16 protein-coding genes are annotated in these 16,869 nt (G+C 53.5%); 11 read left to right on the top strand and 5 right to left on the bottom strand.

All coding sequences use genetic code 11. From position 1 onward, the window contains the following. The first annotated feature begins 2 nt into the window (after positions 1–2). Positions 3–974 carry a phosphotransferase family protein gene (locus NSS64_RS14510; RefSeq protein WP_341140566.1) on the top strand — a complete coding sequence of 324 codons (972 nt, stop codon included), beginning with the start codon at positions 3–5 and terminating at the stop codon, positions 972–974. Positions 975–1,023: 49 nt separating this feature from the next. Here the strand turns inward: NSS64_RS14510 and fabV are convergent, their stop codons facing one another. Beyond that, positions 1,024–2,220, bottom strand: a complete 1,197-nt coding sequence (gene fabV, locus NSS64_RS14505) for an enoyl-ACP reductase FabV (RefSeq protein WP_341140565.1) — start codon at positions 2,218–2,220, stop codon at positions 1,024–1,026. A gap of 312 nt (positions 2,221–2,532) precedes the next feature. Here fabV and NSS64_RS14500 point away from each other — a divergent pair, with 312 nt between their 5' ends. Together NSS64_RS14500 and NSS64_RS14495 are read left to right on the top strand one after the other, a co-directional pair. Beyond that, the gene (locus NSS64_RS14500; RefSeq protein ID WP_036729120.1) at positions 2,533–3,603 is read left to right on the top strand and encodes an ABC transporter ATP-binding protein; all 1,071 of its coding nucleotides are present in this window, start codon (positions 2,533–2,535) and stop codon (positions 3,601–3,603) included. 172 nt (positions 3,604–3,775) lie between these two features. Then, positions 3,776–5,209 carry a glycoside hydrolase family 43 protein gene (locus NSS64_RS14495; protein WP_341140564.1) on the top strand — a complete coding sequence of 478 codons (1,434 nt, stop codon included), beginning with the start codon at positions 3,776–3,778 and terminating at the stop codon, positions 5,207–5,209. Between the two features lie 116 nt (positions 5,210–5,325). On the opposite strand, the gene fabF is transcribed toward NSS64_RS14495, so the two are convergent. Then, complete coding sequence (gene fabF / locus NSS64_RS14490; protein ID WP_341140563.1) at positions 5,326–6,564, bottom strand: beta-ketoacyl-ACP synthase II; 1,239 nt, start codon at positions 6,562–6,564, stop codon at positions 5,326–5,328. Between the two features lie 132 nt (positions 6,565–6,696). Between fabF and NSS64_RS14485 the strand changes: the two genes are divergently transcribed. Then, on the top strand, positions 6,697–7,539 hold the full coding sequence (locus tag NSS64_RS14485) for a helix-turn-helix transcriptional regulator (protein WP_340941188.1): 843 nt from the start codon (positions 6,697–6,699) through the stop codon (positions 7,537–7,539). 128 nt (positions 7,540–7,667) lie between these two features. Further along, a complete protein-coding gene (locus NSS64_RS14480; protein ID WP_341140562.1) occupies positions 7,668–8,774 on the top strand; it encodes a citrate synthase/methylcitrate synthase in 1,107 nt (368 codons plus the stop codon). A 115-nt stretch (positions 8,775–8,889) separates the two neighbouring features. Here NSS64_RS14480 and NSS64_RS14475 read toward each other — a convergent pair whose 3' ends face one another. Continuing rightward, positions 8,890–9,177: a hypothetical protein gene (locus tag NSS64_RS14475; RefSeq protein WP_340992660.1), complete on the bottom strand. Its 288-nt coding sequence runs from the start codon at positions 9,175–9,177 to the stop codon at positions 8,890–8,892. Between the two features lie 175 nt (positions 9,178–9,352). Between NSS64_RS14475 and NSS64_RS14470 the strand changes: the two genes are divergently transcribed. After that, positions 9,353–10,120: an exodeoxyribonuclease III gene (locus tag NSS64_RS14470; RefSeq protein WP_341140561.1), complete on the top strand. Its 768-nt coding sequence runs from the start codon at positions 9,353–9,355 to the stop codon at positions 10,118–10,120. Between the two features lie 98 nt (positions 10,121–10,218). Here the strand turns inward: NSS64_RS14470 and NSS64_RS14465 are convergent, their stop codons facing one another. Next, positions 10,219–11,724, bottom strand: a complete 1,506-nt coding sequence (locus NSS64_RS14465) for an amidase family protein (RefSeq protein WP_341140560.1) — start codon at positions 11,722–11,724, stop codon at positions 10,219–10,221. Between the two features lie 15 nt (positions 11,725–11,739). Continuing rightward, complete coding sequence (locus tag NSS64_RS14460) at positions 11,740–12,885, bottom strand: VanZ family protein (protein WP_341140559.1); 1,146 nt, start codon at positions 12,883–12,885, stop codon at positions 11,740–11,742. A gap of 132 nt (positions 12,886–13,017) precedes the next feature. On the opposite strand from NSS64_RS14460, the gene NSS64_RS14455 reads away from it, so the two are divergent. From NSS64_RS14455 to NSS64_RS14435, 5 genes are all read left to right on the top strand, one after another. Next, complete coding sequence (locus NSS64_RS14455) at positions 13,018–13,365, top strand: hypothetical protein (RefSeq protein WP_341140558.1); 348 nt, start codon at positions 13,018–13,020, stop codon at positions 13,363–13,365. Between the two features lie 134 nt (positions 13,366–13,499). Next, positions 13,500–14,732, top strand: a complete 1,233-nt coding sequence (locus tag NSS64_RS14450; protein WP_341140557.1) for an aminopeptidase — start codon at positions 13,500–13,502, stop codon at positions 14,730–14,732. Between the two features lie 170 nt (positions 14,733–14,902). After that, positions 14,903–15,112: a hypothetical protein gene (locus tag NSS64_RS14445; protein ID WP_341140556.1), complete on the top strand. Its 210-nt coding sequence runs from the start codon at positions 14,903–14,905 to the stop codon at positions 15,110–15,112. Positions 15,113–15,172: 60 nt separating this feature from the next. Further along, on the top strand, positions 15,173–15,709 hold the full coding sequence (locus NSS64_RS14440; RefSeq protein ID WP_341140555.1) for a sigma-70 family RNA polymerase sigma factor: 537 nt from the start codon (positions 15,173–15,175) through the stop codon (positions 15,707–15,709). Then, positions 15,699–16,838, top strand: coding sequence for a DUF4179 domain-containing protein (locus NSS64_RS14435; RefSeq protein ID WP_341140554.1), 1,140 nt, complete (start codon positions 15,699–15,701; stop codon positions 16,836–16,838). Before NSS64_RS14440 ends, NSS64_RS14435 begins: the two co-directional genes overlap by 11 nt. Positions 16,839–16,869: the final 31 nt, after the last annotated feature.

Here is a 16,869-nt window from a genome sequence, read left to right as displayed (position 1 = left end):
CGGTGGAGAGCTTCACTAAAGTCCAATTGAACGACTGGCAGCTCAGTCTCCTGACTGCCGCTGCCTTTGGTACAGATGTGCAGATCGCCGGCAGCAGGGAGCTGACCGCCGGATTCTTCAATACGGCTTATGACCTGGAGCTTAGCGACGGCCGCTCCGTCATTCTTAAGGTGGCTCCGGACCCGGAGACAGAGACTCTTAGCTACGAGAAGGATATTATGCGTGCTGAGGTGGAGGCTCTCCGGCTGGTACGTGCTGCAGGCGGTGTGCCTGTGCCGGAAGTGTACAGCTATGACGACAGTCTGCAGTTGGTTCCGTGTCCGTATTTTTTCATGGAGAAGATTGAAGGGCAGCCGTATAACGAGGTGAAGGAGAGTCTCACCGAGGAACAGCGGTATTCCATTGAATACGAGCTGGGTCAGTATCAGCGCAGAATCAATGCGATAGAAGGGCCAGCCTTCGGGCTGTTCGGCAAAGAGTCTGACGGGAGTGGACGGTCCTGGAGGGAGACCTTCCGGTCTATGCTGCTGAATCTGCTTCAGGATGCGGTCAGACTGGAGGCGCGGCTACCGGCTAGTCAGCAGGAAATAGAGCAGGTGCTGGAGCTGTATCTGCCGGCCCTGGATGAAGTAACACAGCCCCGGCTGGTGCACTGGGATCTGTGGGGCGGCAACCTTTTTGTACAGGATGGGGTAATCGTATCGATTATTGACTGGGAGCGGGCGATGTGGGGCGATGTGCTGTTGGAGTATTATTTCCGGCATTTCGAGAGCTCGGCAGCGTTCTATGAAGGGTATGGGTCGGCTTTTACCAGCCGGAATGAACTGCTGCGGAAGCAGCTATATGACCTGTATCTGGACCTTATCATGCTTATAGAATGTTATTCGCGCCAGTACAAGGATGAGAATCATGTGAACTGGGCGCATGACAATCTTGCGGAATCCTGGACACGGTTCACAGCGTTGGTACTATAGCATACTTATGAGGCCGGGTCTCTTACTGAGATCCGGCCTTAAGGCCTGTTTATCCTTCGTAACTGTTGCGGATGGCAACAACCGGGCTGATATCAGCTTCATAGTCAACGCCGCCGGATTCGAAGCCGAACAGCTGGAAGAACTCGCGTCTGTAAGCGGCCAGATCGGAATATTCGTAGACGTTCTCCGTGCTTAGCATAGGCCAGATCCGTTCTACTTCCGTCTGCACAGCGTGGCTCATCTCATGGTCATCTATCCGTATGCGCCCTTGTGCATCTACAGGAGTCCCTTCAGGGTTGTACAGGAAATCGGTATACAGCCGGTAAGCTTGCTCAATACAGCCTTCGTGCACTCCCTGTTCCTTCATGACCTTGTAGAGGACTGAGATGTATAGCGGAACTACAGGAATCGCCGAGCTGGACTGGGTCACCAGACCCTTACTGACTGCAACATAGGCGCGGCCGCCAGTTCGAGATAATTCTGCATTCAGCTGTAAGGCTGTAGCTTCCAGATGGTCTTTAGCCCGGCCGATGGTGCCGTCGCGGTAGACAGCCTGTGTTAGCTCTGGACCTACATAGGAGAAGGCAAGCGTAACCGCATCCGCCGCCAGAACGCCGGAATCCCGGAGCGCTTCAATCCATAGCTGCCAGTCCTCTCCGCCCATCACATGAACGGTAGCATCGATTTCAGCTTCGGTGGCCGGTTCAATCTGTACGGTGCTTAGTTCTCCGGTATGGAAATTGACGGTTGTATTGGTATAAGGGCTGCCGATGGGCTTCAACACAGATTGATGAACTTCTCCGGTCTGCGGGTCTGTTCTGCGCGCCGAGGCTACGCTGTAGATGACAAGATCAACCTGTCCAAGCTCGCGGCGGATCAACGCTATGGTCCGTTCTTTGGTCTCAGCGCTAAAAGCGTCCCCGCACACGCTATAGGAGTGCAGACCCGCTGTGTAGGCCATCTCCTCAAACGCTGCGGAATTATACCAGCCTGCGGAAGCAGTCCGGGTCTCGCTGGCTGTACTCGGCCTATAGACACCTACAGTGGCTGCTCCGGCACCGAAGGCTGCTGCAATTCTAGCGCCAAGCCCATAACCGGTTGAAGCGCCGATAACGAGCACATTGCGGGGACCGGCAAACCTTCCTTGATTCTTTACATAAGATACTTGCTCTTGTACCTGGTGTGCACAGCCTGCCGGGTGGGCAGTCGTGCAGATGAACCCGCGGGTTCTCGGTTTTATGATCATTTGAGTAGTTACCTCGCTCTCATCAGTGGTTGCAGGGATTGCAGAAATAAACATACCAGATGACGACATTCTTTGGCAAAGAGAGGGATGTGGGAATGATGCGCGTAACTGCCGGGAATTTTGCTATGGACGTGCTCTTCGTGTATTCTCATAGTAGGGGGAAGCTTGGCCCCGAATCATGATTGTTGACGGTGGCGTTTTCAGAAAAATCTTGACGTAAGCCCCCTAAGATAGATAAAATAATAGTATTGCGTGTTTTTTCGATATTAAGAATAAAGATCATACTTGAAAAGAAACAGAGAGGGTGACAGGATGGAGCGCCTTTTAGAGGTAAAAGACCTGGCTATATCATTCAGAACACGCGGAGGAGAAGTTCAAGCAATCCGTGGTGTCAGCTTTCATGTAAATAAAGGGGAGACACTGGCGATTGTTGGCGAATCCGGTTCCGGTAAGAGCGTAACCTCGCAAGCCGTCATGAAGCTGGTTCCTCAGCCTGCGGGCGAATATAAGCGTGGACAGATTCTGTTCGATGGACAAGATCTGATCGGCAAGAGTGAGAAGCAGATGCAAAAAATCCGCGGCAAAGAAATCGGGATGATCTTCCAAGATCCGATGACTTCACTCAACCCGATGATGAAGGTTGGCCGGCAGATTACGGAAGTGCTGTTCAAGCATGAGAATATCACGAAGGAAGCTGCTTACAAACGTGGTGTTGAATTGCTCAATCTGGTAGGTATTCCGTCACCGGAGCGCCGTTTCCAGCAGTATCCGCATGAATTCAGCGGCGGGATGCGCCAACGTGTTGTAATCGCTATGGCACTGGCTGCTAACCCTAAGCTCCTGATTGCCGATGAGCCGACAACCGCTCTTGACGTAACGATTCAGGCACAGATCCTAGATCTGATGAAGGACCTGCAAAAGAAGATTGATACAGCGATCATTTTCATCACCCATGACCTTGGGGTTGTGGCAAGAATGGCTGACCGTGTAGCTGTAATGTATGCCGGACAGATCGTTGAAATGGGTACCGCAGAAGAGATCTTCTACGATCCAAGACATCCGTACACTTGGGGCCTGCTGGCTTCCATGCCAAGTCTGGAGAGCAAAGGCTCGATGCTTACAGCGATCCCGGGAACACCTCCTGACTTGATCAAGCCGCCTAAGGGGGATGCTTTCGCCCTGCGCAGCACGTATGCAATGGCGATTGACATGGAGAAAGAACCGCCAATGTACAAGGTATCGGACTCCCATCTTGTGAAGTCCTGGCTGATGCATCCGATGGCACCAGCGGTGGAGCCGCCGGATGTCGTGAAGAAGCAGCGCCGCGTGTTGAGCAATGCCTATCCAGAGCCGGTACTTGTCGGCAACAGCAGCGAATACTAAGTTCGATTGATTAGATCAGCGTCAGGCCATAATCGGCCTGGCGTTTTTTGTTTTATGGGGTGTTATGTTTCATATAAACATAAAACAAAACTAACTAATATAAATAAAAGTATTGACTTAATCTCATTTGCGCAGCAAAATGTAAGGGTATACATAGGGAGGTTATGATGAGATGAGAAAAAGATCCTTAACGGCGTTGATATCCTTATCCCTGCTGTCGGCATGCGGTGGAGGGAATCCGGAAGGACCGCCGAAGTTCGGGAATGTATCTGTACACGATCCCTCTGTAATTAAGGTGGAGGATACGTATTACGTGTTCGGTTCGCATCTGGCCTCGGCCAAATCCAAGGATCTGATGGCGTGGACGCAGATTTCTTCCGGTGTGACGGACGAAAATGTGCTGATACCGAATGTAACGGAGGAGCTTAGCGAGACGCTTAGTTGGGCCCAGTCGGATACGCTGTGGGCACCGGATGTCATTCAGCTGGCAGACGGCAAGTTCTACATGTATTACGATGCCTGTAAGGGAGATTCCCCGCTGTCTGCGCTAGGTATTGCTGTAGCCGATAAGATTGAAGGTCCGTACAAGAATAAAGGTATTATTCTGAAGTCGGGAATGTCCGGCATCGGGGATGATGGAGAGGTGTATGATGCCACGGAGAAGCCTAATGTGGTGGACCCTGATGTGTTTTGGGATAAAGACGGCAAGCTGTGGATGGTCTACGGCTCCTACTCGGGCGGCATCTTCATCCTGGAGCTGGACCCGGCTACGGGCTTCCCGCTGGAGGGCCAGGGCTACGGCAAGAAGCTGCTCGGAGGGAATCATGCGCGGATTGAAGGGCCGTATATGCTGTACAGCCCGGAGACCGATTATTACTATCTGTTCCTCTCCTACGGAGGGCTTGATGCGAATGGCGGCTATAATATCCGTGTAGCACGTTCCAAGCATCCGGCTGGCCCGTTCGAGGACTCGGAAGGCAAGGCTATGCTGGATGCGCAGGGGACGCCTGGAGTGCTGTTCGATGATCCGGCCTACGCACCATACGGCGTTAAGCTGATGGGGAATCATGAATTTGTGAATACCGATGAAGAAGCGGCCGGAGCGGGTACAGGCTATGTCTCCCCTGGACATAATTCGGCGTACTACGATGAGACAAGCGGGCAGTATTATCTGATCTTCCATACCCGGTTCCCGGGTCTTGGGGAGCAGCATGAGGTTCGGGTTCATCAGATGTTCATAAATGAAGCAGGCTGGCCAGTGGTCGCACCCCACCGTTACGGAGGGGAGAAGATCGGCAAGTACACAGCCAAGGATGTGACGGGTGCTTACATGCTGGTGAACCACGGCAAGGAGATTACGGCTGAGCTGGCGGAGTCGCAATTGGTGGAGTTGAACACAGACGGCACGATAAGCGGAGCAGCAACAGGGACATGGACCTTGAGCAATGACCATATGGCGAAGCTGACGATAGAGGGTGCGGAGTACAGCGGGGTGTTCCTGCGGGAATGGAATGAAGCGGCCTCAAGCGAGGTAATGACCTTCACGGCACTTTCAGCGGAAGGCATTGCAGCCTGGGGAAGCCATGTGTCACCGGAAAGAAAGTAAGCTGATCCCGTGAACAGTCAAGTCACAGCCGGCATCCTGGCCGTAACCATTACAAACAGCGGACCTCCCTTAGAATGGGCGATCCGCTGTTTGCTGTACTTAGGAATTAGCTGCGATTATGCTTCATACTTGCGCAGAACGATTACAGCGTTGTGGCCGCCGAAGCCAAAGGAGTTGGAGATCCCGATCTTCAGCTCCGCTTGGCGGGCTACGTTAGGGACATAATCCAGGTCGCAGTACTCGTCCGGCTGCTCCAGATTAATGGTCGGCGGGATGAGCCCTTCTTGCAGGCTCAGCAGCAGGGCAATAGCTTCCAGACCGCCGGCTGCGCCGAGGGCATGTCCGGTCATCGATTTGTTCGCCGTGACCGGAATCCGGTAGGCCTGCTCTCCGAACAGCTTCTTAATAGCCAGAGTCTCCGAACGGTCTCCGACGATTGTGCTGGTCGCGTGCGCGCTGATGACATCTACTTCCCCAGGTGTAATTCCGGCCTCGCTGAGTGCCAGCTTCATTGCCTGATAGGCTCCTATCCCCTCAGGATGGGTGGCTACCATATGATAAGCGTCCGAGCTGGCGCCATATCCGGTGACCTCGCCATAGATGACGGCATCTCTGCGCAGGGCATGGGAGAGGGATTCGAGGATCACAATAGCTCCGCCCTCCGCAATGACAAATCCGTCCCTGTTCCGGTCAAAAGGCCGGCTGGCCCCCTGCGGCTCCCCGTTCCGGGTAGACAAGGCTGTCGCATTCCCGAAGCTGGCCAGGGCAATCTCGGTCACCGCCGCTTCTGCCCCTCCGGCGATGATTACATCGGCCCCGCCGTAACGGATCAAGCGGAAGGCTTCGCCAATGGCCGTGTTCCCGATGGAACAGGCAGTCACCGGCGAGAGTGTCGGCCCCTGCGCCCCCAGCTTGATGCTGATCATCGCAGCCGCCATATTGGAGATCAGCATCGGGATCAGGGTAGGGCTTACCCGCTCCGGTCCCCGGGAACGCAGCAGCTCGCCCTGGTCCATCAATGTCTGGATACCGCCTACGCCGGAGCCGACATAGACACCCAGCCGTTCCCGGTCCAGCTCCTCCAGCCGGAGACCGGAATGCGTCCAGGCCTCCTCTGCGGCAGCAAGCGCGAACTGACTGAACCGGTCCATCCGCCGGGCCTCTTTGCGGCCGAATCTGGCATCCGGGTCGAAGGCCTGTACCGAGCCGGCAATCTTGGTTTTGAAATGGGTGGTATCAAAAGAATCAATCGGCGTAATCCCCGATTCTCCTGCCGTAAGGCGGCTCCAGAACTGGTCCACGGTATTGCCTAGCGGGGAGATGACACCCATTCCTGTAATCACGACACGTTCCATCTGCTATTCCTCCTGTTAGTCTGAATAAGTTTATTTTTTCATGTTGCTTATCCTATTACAAGTTGTAGTTTATACTAGTATAATTACTACTACACTAACAGGCAGACGAACTGTAAGGCAGGAGGAAGCATGATGTCCAATCAGAACAGGCTTCAAGCATTATCGGAATTCCTGAAAGCAAGACGCGCGGCCATCACCCCGGCAGCGGCGGGGCTCCCGGAGGGTACCCGCAGGCGGACGCCCGGGCTCCGGCGCGAGGAAGTGGCGCAGCTCTCCGGAGTTAGCAGCACCTGGTATACCTGGCTGGAGCAGGGGCGGGATATTAAAGTATCTCCATCCGTTCTTGATTGTATTGCCGCAGCACTGCAGCTGACGAAGGATGAGCGGAGTTATTTGTTCGCTCTGGCGCTGGAGAACGGGCCGGGAGTCACGGACTATACCCAAGAGGAGCATTCGGTGATTCATCCGTCTCTGCAGAAGATATTGCAGGAGCTGAAGACCTGCCCGACCATCATCTCGGACCGGCACTGCGGCATTGTGGGCTGGAATGAGGCAGCGGCGCATGTATTTCTTGATTTCGCCAAGCTGGCTCCGCAGCAGCGCAATATGATCTCACTGCTGTTCGAGCGCAAGGAGTTCAGGCGGCTGGCAGTGAACTGGGAGCAGTTCGTGCGGGGATACTTATCGATCTTCCGCGCCTACTATGGGCAATACCTGGAGGACCGCTGGTATGATGAATTCATTGCGGAGATGAAGGAGGGGCATCCGGAATTCAATCATTTATGGGAAGAGAGCCGGGTCAGCTCCGCGCCGGATGTTGTACTGGAATTCCGGCATGCCAAAGCCGGCAAAATGCTGTTCCATCTAACCTCCCTGCAAGTACAAGGTACAGCGGATCTGCGCTGTAGCATCTACACGCCAGCCGGTGACTCTGGCACAGAAGCCAAGCTGAAGCAGCTCATGGAACCTAAGTAATACAGGTGATAGATTTTTCTTATGGATTCATAAAAAACTATAAATATGCAATATAGATTTTGCAGTTTATACTCCTAATATGATGAATTTCTTCCTGTGGGAAGGACCGGAAAAGGGGTAAAGGTATAATGGCTAAAGTAACGGGATTAGAAGGCGTAGTTGCCGGAGAGACAGCAATCGGATTGGTAGATGGGGAGAAAGGGTATCTGGTGTACCGCGGATATTGGGCCAAGGAGCTTGCGGTGAGCAAAAGCTATGAGGAAGTTGCCTATTTGCTCTGGAACGGACATCTGCCTGATGCGGAGGAGCTGGCGCAGCTCAGGGCGCAAATGGCAGCGGAGAGAGTGATTCCTGAATATCTCTGCAAGATGCTTGACCTGTACCCCGCTTCTGTACCGCTAATGCTGGTATTACAAAGTGCAGTGGCTGCACTTGGGGATGAGGAGAACGCTACCTGGCCGCCCACGCTTAAACAGGCTGTGCGGCTGACGGCAATGCTTCCGGCGATCATTGCTTACAGGTACCGCAGCCTTCAAGGCTTGGCGCCGCTGAAATCGCTTCCTGAGCTTGGCCATGCCGCGAATTATCTGTATTTGCTTACAGGCAAGCTGCCGGAGGAGGCTCATGTGCAGGCGCTCAGCGCCTATATGATCCTTTGCATGGAGCATGGCATGAATGCCTCGACCTTCGCCGGGCGGGTGGTGCTGTCCACGGAATCGGATATCTGTGCGGCTGTAGCCGGCTCGATCGGGGCTATGAAGGGTCCGCTGCATGGCGGAGCGCCTTATGAAGTGATATCGATGCTGGAGGAGATCGGGACGAAGGAACACGCGGAGCCTTGGCTGAGAGAGAAGCTTGAGGCCGGGGAGAAGCTGATGGGCTTCGGGCACCGGATCTACAAGACCAAGGACCCGCGGGCTGAAGCCTTGCAGATTGCGACACTTACGATGATCGGCAAGGATGCTTCCTTTGATCTTGCGCTTCATGTGGAGGCTACAGCGGTAGCGCTTCTGGAGGAATATAAGCCGGGCCGCCGCCTGTTCACCAATGTTGAGTTCTATGCTGCGGCTATTCTGAAGGCGCTGCAGCTGGCGCCGGAGATCTTCACGCCTACGTTCACAGCGGGAAGAATTGTCGGCTGGACGGCCCATCTCTTGGAGCAGTCAGCCCATAACCGGATTTTCCGGCCACAATCTACTTATATCGGATCGATGCCTGAATCAGAGACAGTCTGATAGCAGCAGATTCTCTATTGAACATGCAAAAGCACCCCCGGCCGTCTGCCAGCCGGAGATGCTTAACAAGGGAATGTTAATGAGAGAGTATGAGGGGGGATACTCTTACATTAGATTAGAAATCAGAGGTTGCCACTTCGATTGTGCCGAATACTGCCCCGGCAGCTGTGCTGAGAAGTCCAGCGACAAGCAGTGCATGAACAGATAGAGTGAGACTGTTAAATGCAGGGATAATATAAGTGACCACTGGAGCGTTGACGCGGTAAATAACGAGATCCACGGGGAACCCGGAATTGTTGTTTACCGTCACAGCCGCGTTGATGCCACCTGCCAGATTTTCATAGTAAGATTTACCTACAGATGCCGGCAGGTTGAAGAATTGTTGCGGTAATAAGATAGCCATTGTAATGTCCTCCTTTTCCTTGTGATAGGATAGTATATTCGGCAAAACTATGATTGCTGTAACGTGTGCCATGGGAGATTCACACATTTCAATAGGATGCCGGCAGATTCATATACAACCCGGATCTATGGTAGACTAAATGTAATCTAGTGACAGGTAAGGGGAAATGACAACGATGAAGCTGGTGTCCTGGAATGTGAATGGTCTGAGAGCTTGTGTGAATAAAGGGTTTAACGAGTATTTCCGGGAGGTTGACGCAGATATCTTCTGTGTGCAGGAGACGAAGCTCCAGGAAGGGCAGATTGTTCTGGACCACGGGGAAGAATATGCCGGGTACTGGAATTATGCGCTCAAAAAAGGATATTCGGGTACGGCTGTATTCACTAGAATCAAGCCGCTATCCGTACGATATGGACTGGAGCAGGATACGGAGGACGAGGGGCGGATCATCACCCTGGAATTCCCGGATTTCTATCTGGTGAATGTGTATACGCCGAATGCCAAGCGCAATCTGTCGAGACTGGACTACCGGATGGAGTGGGAGGACCGGTTCCGTGCCTACTTGCTAAAGCTGGATGCGCATAAGCCGGTTGTGGTGTGCGGGGATCTGAATGTGGCGCATCAGGAGATTGACCTGAAGAATGCGAGATCGAACCGGGGGAATTCAGGCTTCACCGACGAAGAACGCGGCAAAATGACCACGCTGCTCGCGGCCGGCTTCGTGGATACCTTCAGATTCTTCTACCCCGAGCTTGAAGGTGCCTACAGCTGGTGGTCCTACATGCCTAAGGTTAGAGAGAAGAATGTGGGCTGGCGGATCGATTATTTTCTTGCTTCAGAGCGCTTGACCCCGCGTCTACTGGATGCCGGAATTGAATGTAATGTCCTTGGCAGCGATCATTGCCCGGTGGTCCTCCATCTGGCGGATGCGGCGGAAGCATAGACAGAGAGTATATCTATGATATAAAAAGAGGCGGTATCCCGGAGTTCGGGATACCGCCTCTTGTAGCTGTGTCAGCGGCTGAGCGGCGGCTTGCCCGGTTATTCTGACGAGCTGCCTGGCTCCAGCACCGGCGGCCGCCGGTGCTTCGTGGCCTGTTCGTAACTATACGCAATCCCTAGCAGCATAGCTTCACTATGGGCTGAGGCACAGAAGGTGATACCTTGCGGTCCCTTGGTCAGATAGCCGCCTGGTGCAACAATACCCGAGCAGGTATAGCCGGCAGGAACTGTAATCAGCGGATAACCCGCTCTTGCCGCTACTTCACATCCGTGATCTCCGGGGAACAGGAGCGCATCCAGAGCGTAATGCTCCAGGGCATAATCGATTCCCTGCTTACCGGCTAGTGAACGGGAGGAATGCAGCTGCTCCAGATATTCCTTCTCTGTAATATCATCCCCGGAGGTGTTCAGCCATTCCAGTGTTCCTTGGCCATATTTCAGCGCCTGTTCGCTATGCTGCTGATTGAAATCTATCAGCTCCTCCAGAGAATGCACAGCAGCGGATTCCGGCAGGCTTTCCAGATAGCGGTTCAATCCCGGTTTGAATTCATATTGCAGAATCGTAGCCTTCCATTCAGCATCCTGACAGGGAAGCTCCACGGGTTCAATGATTTCTGCCCCCAGCTCCCGCAGTACCGCTATGGCTGATTCCATCATATCCAGAGCTTCATGATCCAGATTACTATAATAGAATCGTGGAATTCCGATCCGCTTGCCTGCCAGTGCATGAAGCTCCAGACCTGCCGAATAATCCAGTACAGCAGAGGAAGAAGAGTCAGCGCTCCCGGCTAATACATTGAGCAGGAGTGCAGCGTCCTTGACCGTTCTGGCCATCGGACCGGCGCTGTCCTGGCTGCCGATTCCCGGTATAATGCCCTTGTTGCTGACCAGTCCCCAGATAGGCTTAAGGCCGACCAGGGAGTTATGGGCTGCCGGGCTGATGATGGAGCCGGAGGTCTCCGTGCCCACGGCGACGGTGACAAGGTTAGCGGCAACCGCAGCCGCACTTCCCGAGCTGGAGCCGCCAATGAACAGCTCTCCGGGTCCGTAGGGATTAAGTACCAGCCCGCCGCGTGCGCTGTATCCGGCCCACATGGTAGGTGACATGAAATTGGCCCACTCGGTCATATTGGCTTTGCCCAGAATCACTGCTCCGGCTGTCCTTAACCGTGTGACGACCTCAGCGTCTTCATTAGCTATGCAATCTGCAAGCGCCAAGGCTCCTGCACTGGTGTGCAGCTTATCTGCTGTGCCTATGTTATCTTTGACCAAGACCGGAATACCGTGCAGTGGTCCCCGGCTGCCTTGATCTCTTCGTTCCTGGTCGAGCCTCGCGGCAATCGCAAGAGCTTCTGGATTCAACTCCAATACGGAGCGGAGCAGGCCGTCCAACCGGTGAATTCTTTCCAAATACCAGCTTACCAGTACCTTGGAGGTTAGGCTCCCTTGTGCCATTTGCTCCTGAATGCTGGTGATGTCTGCTTCTATTAACCACTCTTGCTCATTTAGAGCAGGGGATATACGGGAGAAGTTGTTATTACTCATAAGGATGTTGTACCTCTATTCATTGTTTGTCGTGTTGTCCACGGTCTCACTTGCCGCTGCCTGATGACGCTTCGGCCAGCTGATTACATTGCGGGTTCTGCTAAGCTCCTCGTAGATGAGCGGGCGGTCACGTTTGATCAGCCGCAGCACCAAATGAATGAAGAAGGCTACATCTGCCGCCAGGATGACCAATTTCACTACGGCAGCCAATGCTGTGCCGATGCTCAGGAAGACCGCGGAGTCAGGCGTCAGGGAATTCACTCCTCCGAGGACGCCATAGAGTAATCCATACCGTACCCATACCCTCCAGGGTCTGACCGGACTGCCGTCTTCACTCCTTAGCCGGATACGCACAACCCATTTGCCGAAGGTGCGTCCGCCAGTGAACAGAGGAATGCTCAGGAAATAGACCATACTAACTGCCCACAGCGAAATACGCAGTGAGAGCAGATTGAGGAGAATGGTCACCGCGAGCAGCAGGATGGAATCCAGCAGGAAAGCAAGGGCGCGGCGGGTGTAAGTCACTTTTTTGGCAGAAAGGTCCTCTTGGCTGTCAAGCTTCTCAATCCTCGGCAGCAGGCCGGAGATCCATAAGGAGAGCTTGAATCCGATCATGCCGCCCAGCGTATTCGTGATCATGTCATCGACATCGAAGATCCGGTAGGGATGGTCGAAGAACCCGTAAATGCCGGTAATCTGCGTAATTTCGAACAACAGCGACAGCGCAAAGGACAGCACAATGCAGACCACCCAGCGCGTGCGGAAGTAGTAGCCCAGGAACATACCGAAGGGCACCGTCAGCAGTACATTGAAGGCCGCCAGCAGAAAATCCGCTCCGGCCAGCACATTAAGGTAGCTGGAAGGGTCGCTGCGCGTAATTGGCGTATTGTGCAGAATATCCTGGATGAACTGCAGCGGCACGAACTGGAGCATGCTTCCGGCGGGGGCTGCATTATGCCTGGAGTCAGGCAGGGGCAGAAGGACAAGGAAGAATGCGTTAAGCAGGTACAGCAGCAGCAGATACAGCACCAGGGCCCGGATTTTATTGATATAGCCGTGCCGGCGGTATTGCACAATTAGAAACGGCAAGGTGAAGAACAGTGCCGCAACCGGAAAAGCCATGAATGCATAGGAAATCGGGAATAGATAAGTCTGAAACATGGGTTCACCTGCTGTCTAGGTTTTGTCACAACGACTTCATTATAGAATTAAACATAAACCGTCTCAACAGAATTAATCATTCTAACCGTTCTTTCCTGCATAGACATGTTAGGAGAGGAGCGTGAGGACTATATGGAAAAGAAGGTTCAACAGTATTACAAGCTCAAGGCGAAGCAGAAGGAGCTGGAAAAGGACCTGGCTGGACTCCGGCAGGAGATCCTTGCCCATATTAATGAAGCGGGGCAGACTGAGGCGGTGTTCGGCAGCTACAAGGTGAAGCTGGTCACTCAGAACCGCAAGGAATATGACGATGACAAGCTCTATCAGACCCTGTCCGACCCCGAGCTGTGGAGGCTGCTCTCCCGGGCAGACCCGGCCAAGGTGGCTAGCCTGACGAAGCTGAAAGTGATTGCGGAAGAGAAAATCGCCCATACGTACGATGTGAAGACCATTCAGCTGCTGCAGGTGGATAAGCAGTAGAGGAAGCGCTGCCGGAAGCGGAGGCGTTACGTCATTCTCAGCTTCCGGTTGTACATAGAGCATAGATTACGTGCCATCTTCACGGTCTTCCGCTATAATTATACAGAGACAGTGAAGATATGGAGGAAGAGGAAATGAAGGATTTTGAGCAGATGCTGGAGAAATACGCAGAGCTGGTAGTGAAGGTCGGTGTGAATGTGCAGCCGGGACAAGTGCTGATGGTTCACGCCCCGCTGGAGACAGCGGAGCTTACCCGGCTGATTGTAGGCAAAGCTTATGACGCAGGAGCGAAATACGTGCTTGTGGACTGGGATGATGAAGCGGTCACACGCATCCGTTACGAGAAGGCTCCTGAGGAATCATTCGGGTATTATCCGCAGTGGCATGCCGATATGCTGGAGGGATTCGCTGAAGAAGGCGGGGCTATATTACATATAAAGGTGCCGGACCCGGAATTATTCCGCGGGATCGATTCGGCCAAGGTATCCACTGCCGTTAAGGCGGCTGCGGTTGCGCGCAAGAAATACCAGGCCTACACCCGCAACAGCAGAATCAGCTGGTCGCTGATCAAGGCACCGACACGTGCCTGGGCAGACAAGGTGTTCGCAGATCTGCCGGAGGAAGAACGGATCGATGCGATGTGGGAAGCGGTGTTCCAGATGAACCGTGTGAACAGCGAAGACCCGGTAGCCGCCTGGCGCAGTCATATCGGCGAGCTGAAGCAGAGCCAGGACCGCATGAACGCCAAGCGCTACAAAAGCCTGCATTACCGCGCTCCGGGCACGGATCTGCGTGTCGAGCTGCCGGAAGGCCATCTGTGGCGTGGCGGCGGCGGGGAGAACGCGCGTGGCGTTTATTTTGTAGCGAATATGCCTACAGAAGAGATCTATACGATGCCTCATCGCACCGGCGTGAATGGCACCGTCAAGAGTACGCTTCCGCTAAACCTGAACGGGCGGCTCGTCGACGGAATTACTGTTACCTTCATAGATGGTAAGGTTACAGCGTATGACGCTGAATCCGGCCGCGAGCACCTGACTTCCCTGCTGGATACGGATGAAGGCGCCTCCTACCTCGGAGAAGTGGCCTTGGTACCGCATGATTCGCCAATCTCACGGCTGAACAGAGTGTTCTACAATACCGGAATTGACGAGAATGCTTCCTGCCATTTCGCGCTGGGCAGCGCCTATCCGGTGAATATTGAAGGAGGCACCTCCATGACCAGCGAGGAGCTGCTGGCCAGAGGGGCTAACGTCAGCCTCACGCATGTCGATTTCATGGTCGGCTCCGATGCGCTTGATATTGACGGAGAACTGGCTGACGGCACGATTGAGCCGGTGTTCCGTAAGGGGAATTGGGTGCTTTAAGTGCGTCTTATACGGAACTAATTCATCCTAACGGATGAATTGGATTACCTTCGCACCAGTATAATGTATACTGTTTTCCGCATACATTTGGGCCATACGCCCGCGCGCAGCACAATGTATGCTGTTATCCACATACATTCGGTCCATATGCCTGCTTGGGAGCACAACGTATGCTGTTTTTCACATACATTCAGGCGAGTGCCTGCTTGGGAGCACAACGTATGCTGTTTTACACATACATTTGGTCCAACACGCCTTCTCCACAGCAGCAGGAAACTATAGTTTCCTATATAACAAGAAAAGCCGCAATATTCCCGGCAGCGGGGATTGCGGCTTTTCTGTTGTTGAAGGCGGGTTATAAAATATTTGCCGCAGACTAAAACTGTTTGCATAACCTCTCCGTCTAATTCATGTAAAAGTGATGGAGAGGAGAGGGAGAGATGACGATGTCCGGGGCAGAGATGAAGCGGGTAACTGCCGCCGTGCCGCTCGAGGAGACGGATTGGGTCAAAGCGGTGATGGAGCACAGCGACCAGTTATATTCTATTGCCTACAGTTATCTGGGCAACCGCCATGACGCACTGGAAGCGCTCCAGGAGACCACCTGCCGGGCCTGGTTGAAGCGGCGAACCCTGAAGGACCCCAGCGCGTTCAAAACCTGGCTGATCCGAATATTAATCTATGTCTGCATAGACGAGCAGCGCAGAAGAAAAAGGGCGGTCCCTACAGCCGCAGAGAATATGCAGGAGGGGGTCACCCAGAATAGTACGGATGCCATGGAAATGCAGTGGGCGCTCTCGCAGGTGAAGGTGAAATACCGTCATGTGCTGCTGCTCAAATATTATAATGATCTGACCCTGGCCGAGATTGCAGTCCTGCTGGGCAAGCCGGAGGGAACCGTCAAAACCTGGCAGCACAAAGGCCTGAAGCAGCTAAGGACCATTATGAAGAACCGGGGTGAGTGGGATGAACAATAGCAGAGAAGAACAGGCGATGCTGTCCGATGCGATACGTATCCGTGAGGAGGTGCGGGTGGACTACGGGGGCAATGAGGTCAGAGGGGCGGTTCAGGCGGGAATCGAGCGCGGACGCCGAAAAAGCTGGCAGGGCAGACTCACCAAAGGCTCCTTCCTCGGATTAGCCGCAGCCGCGGTTGCCGCAATAATCCTGTTCCTCATTCCGGTCATTCATGATACAGCACCGCAACCTGCCGGACCTGCCGGAGAAGTGAATTGGGGCGGGCTGGAAATGTTCAAGCGGCTCCATGAATTCGATTTAGAAGCGCCTACACTGGATACGGCCATCCGGCACGGCTATATTCAGGAAATTAATCAAAGCGCAGCCAGCGGGGATTACCGGATTACCTTGAATGCGGTAACGGCGGATGAGAACAAAATCATCTTTTTGTATACAGCGAATGTCGCGGAAGGACAGGAGATCTATGGTATTAGCAGTGCGAGAATCAAAAATCTGGAAACCGGATATGATCTTGACAGCGGTGGTCAGATTGGCGCTAATGCTGAGACAAACGGTTACGACGATTATCGCATTTTCTATGGCCGGGGCGTCATCTATCTGGACCGCAGCAAGCCATTCCCGGAGCAGGTTGAAGCCAATTTCCTGATTGCCTCGATGAATGAAGGGAAAATGAAAGATCTGGGGAAGAGCAAGGGTGTGAATTTAGCCGATGTGCATTACTCCCCGAGACTCAAGATCAGCTTCAAGCTTGACCCGAAATTCAAACAGCAGAAGACCGTCATTATCCAGCCGGAGGAAGATTTCATGCTGGAGGGCGTTCAGGTGATGCTGCAGCAGGTTGAACTCTCCCCCTTGATGATCCGCACTGTAGTCAAAATTAAAAATGAGTCTGAGGTTACATGGGAGAACAGGCAAAAGATATTTGGCGCCGCATACGGGGAAAAAATTCAATCGATAACGAAGTACGGGGACAGCGAGATCGGGTCGTCGCTCGGCTCTGGCACCCATGAAGGCTTTGTACAGAATTTCGGCAGCAATCTGCTGGATAAGCCGAAGTCAATCCATTTGATGATGAAGACAGGTACAGGCAAGAATACCAGGGAGATTAACTTGCCGATTCTGCCGTGAATCCCTTTATCTATTCCCATCTCTAAAAAAA

The sequence above is a fragment of the Paenibacillus sp. FSL H8-0122 genome (genome assembly GCF_038005345.1).
In the GTDB taxonomy this organism is placed as follows: Bacteria; Bacillota; Bacilli; order Paenibacillales; family Paenibacillaceae; genus Paenibacillus_AQ.
The sequence above is the reverse complement of the archived record's forward strand: the minus strand, read 5'-3'. Positions and strand labels throughout refer to the sequence as shown.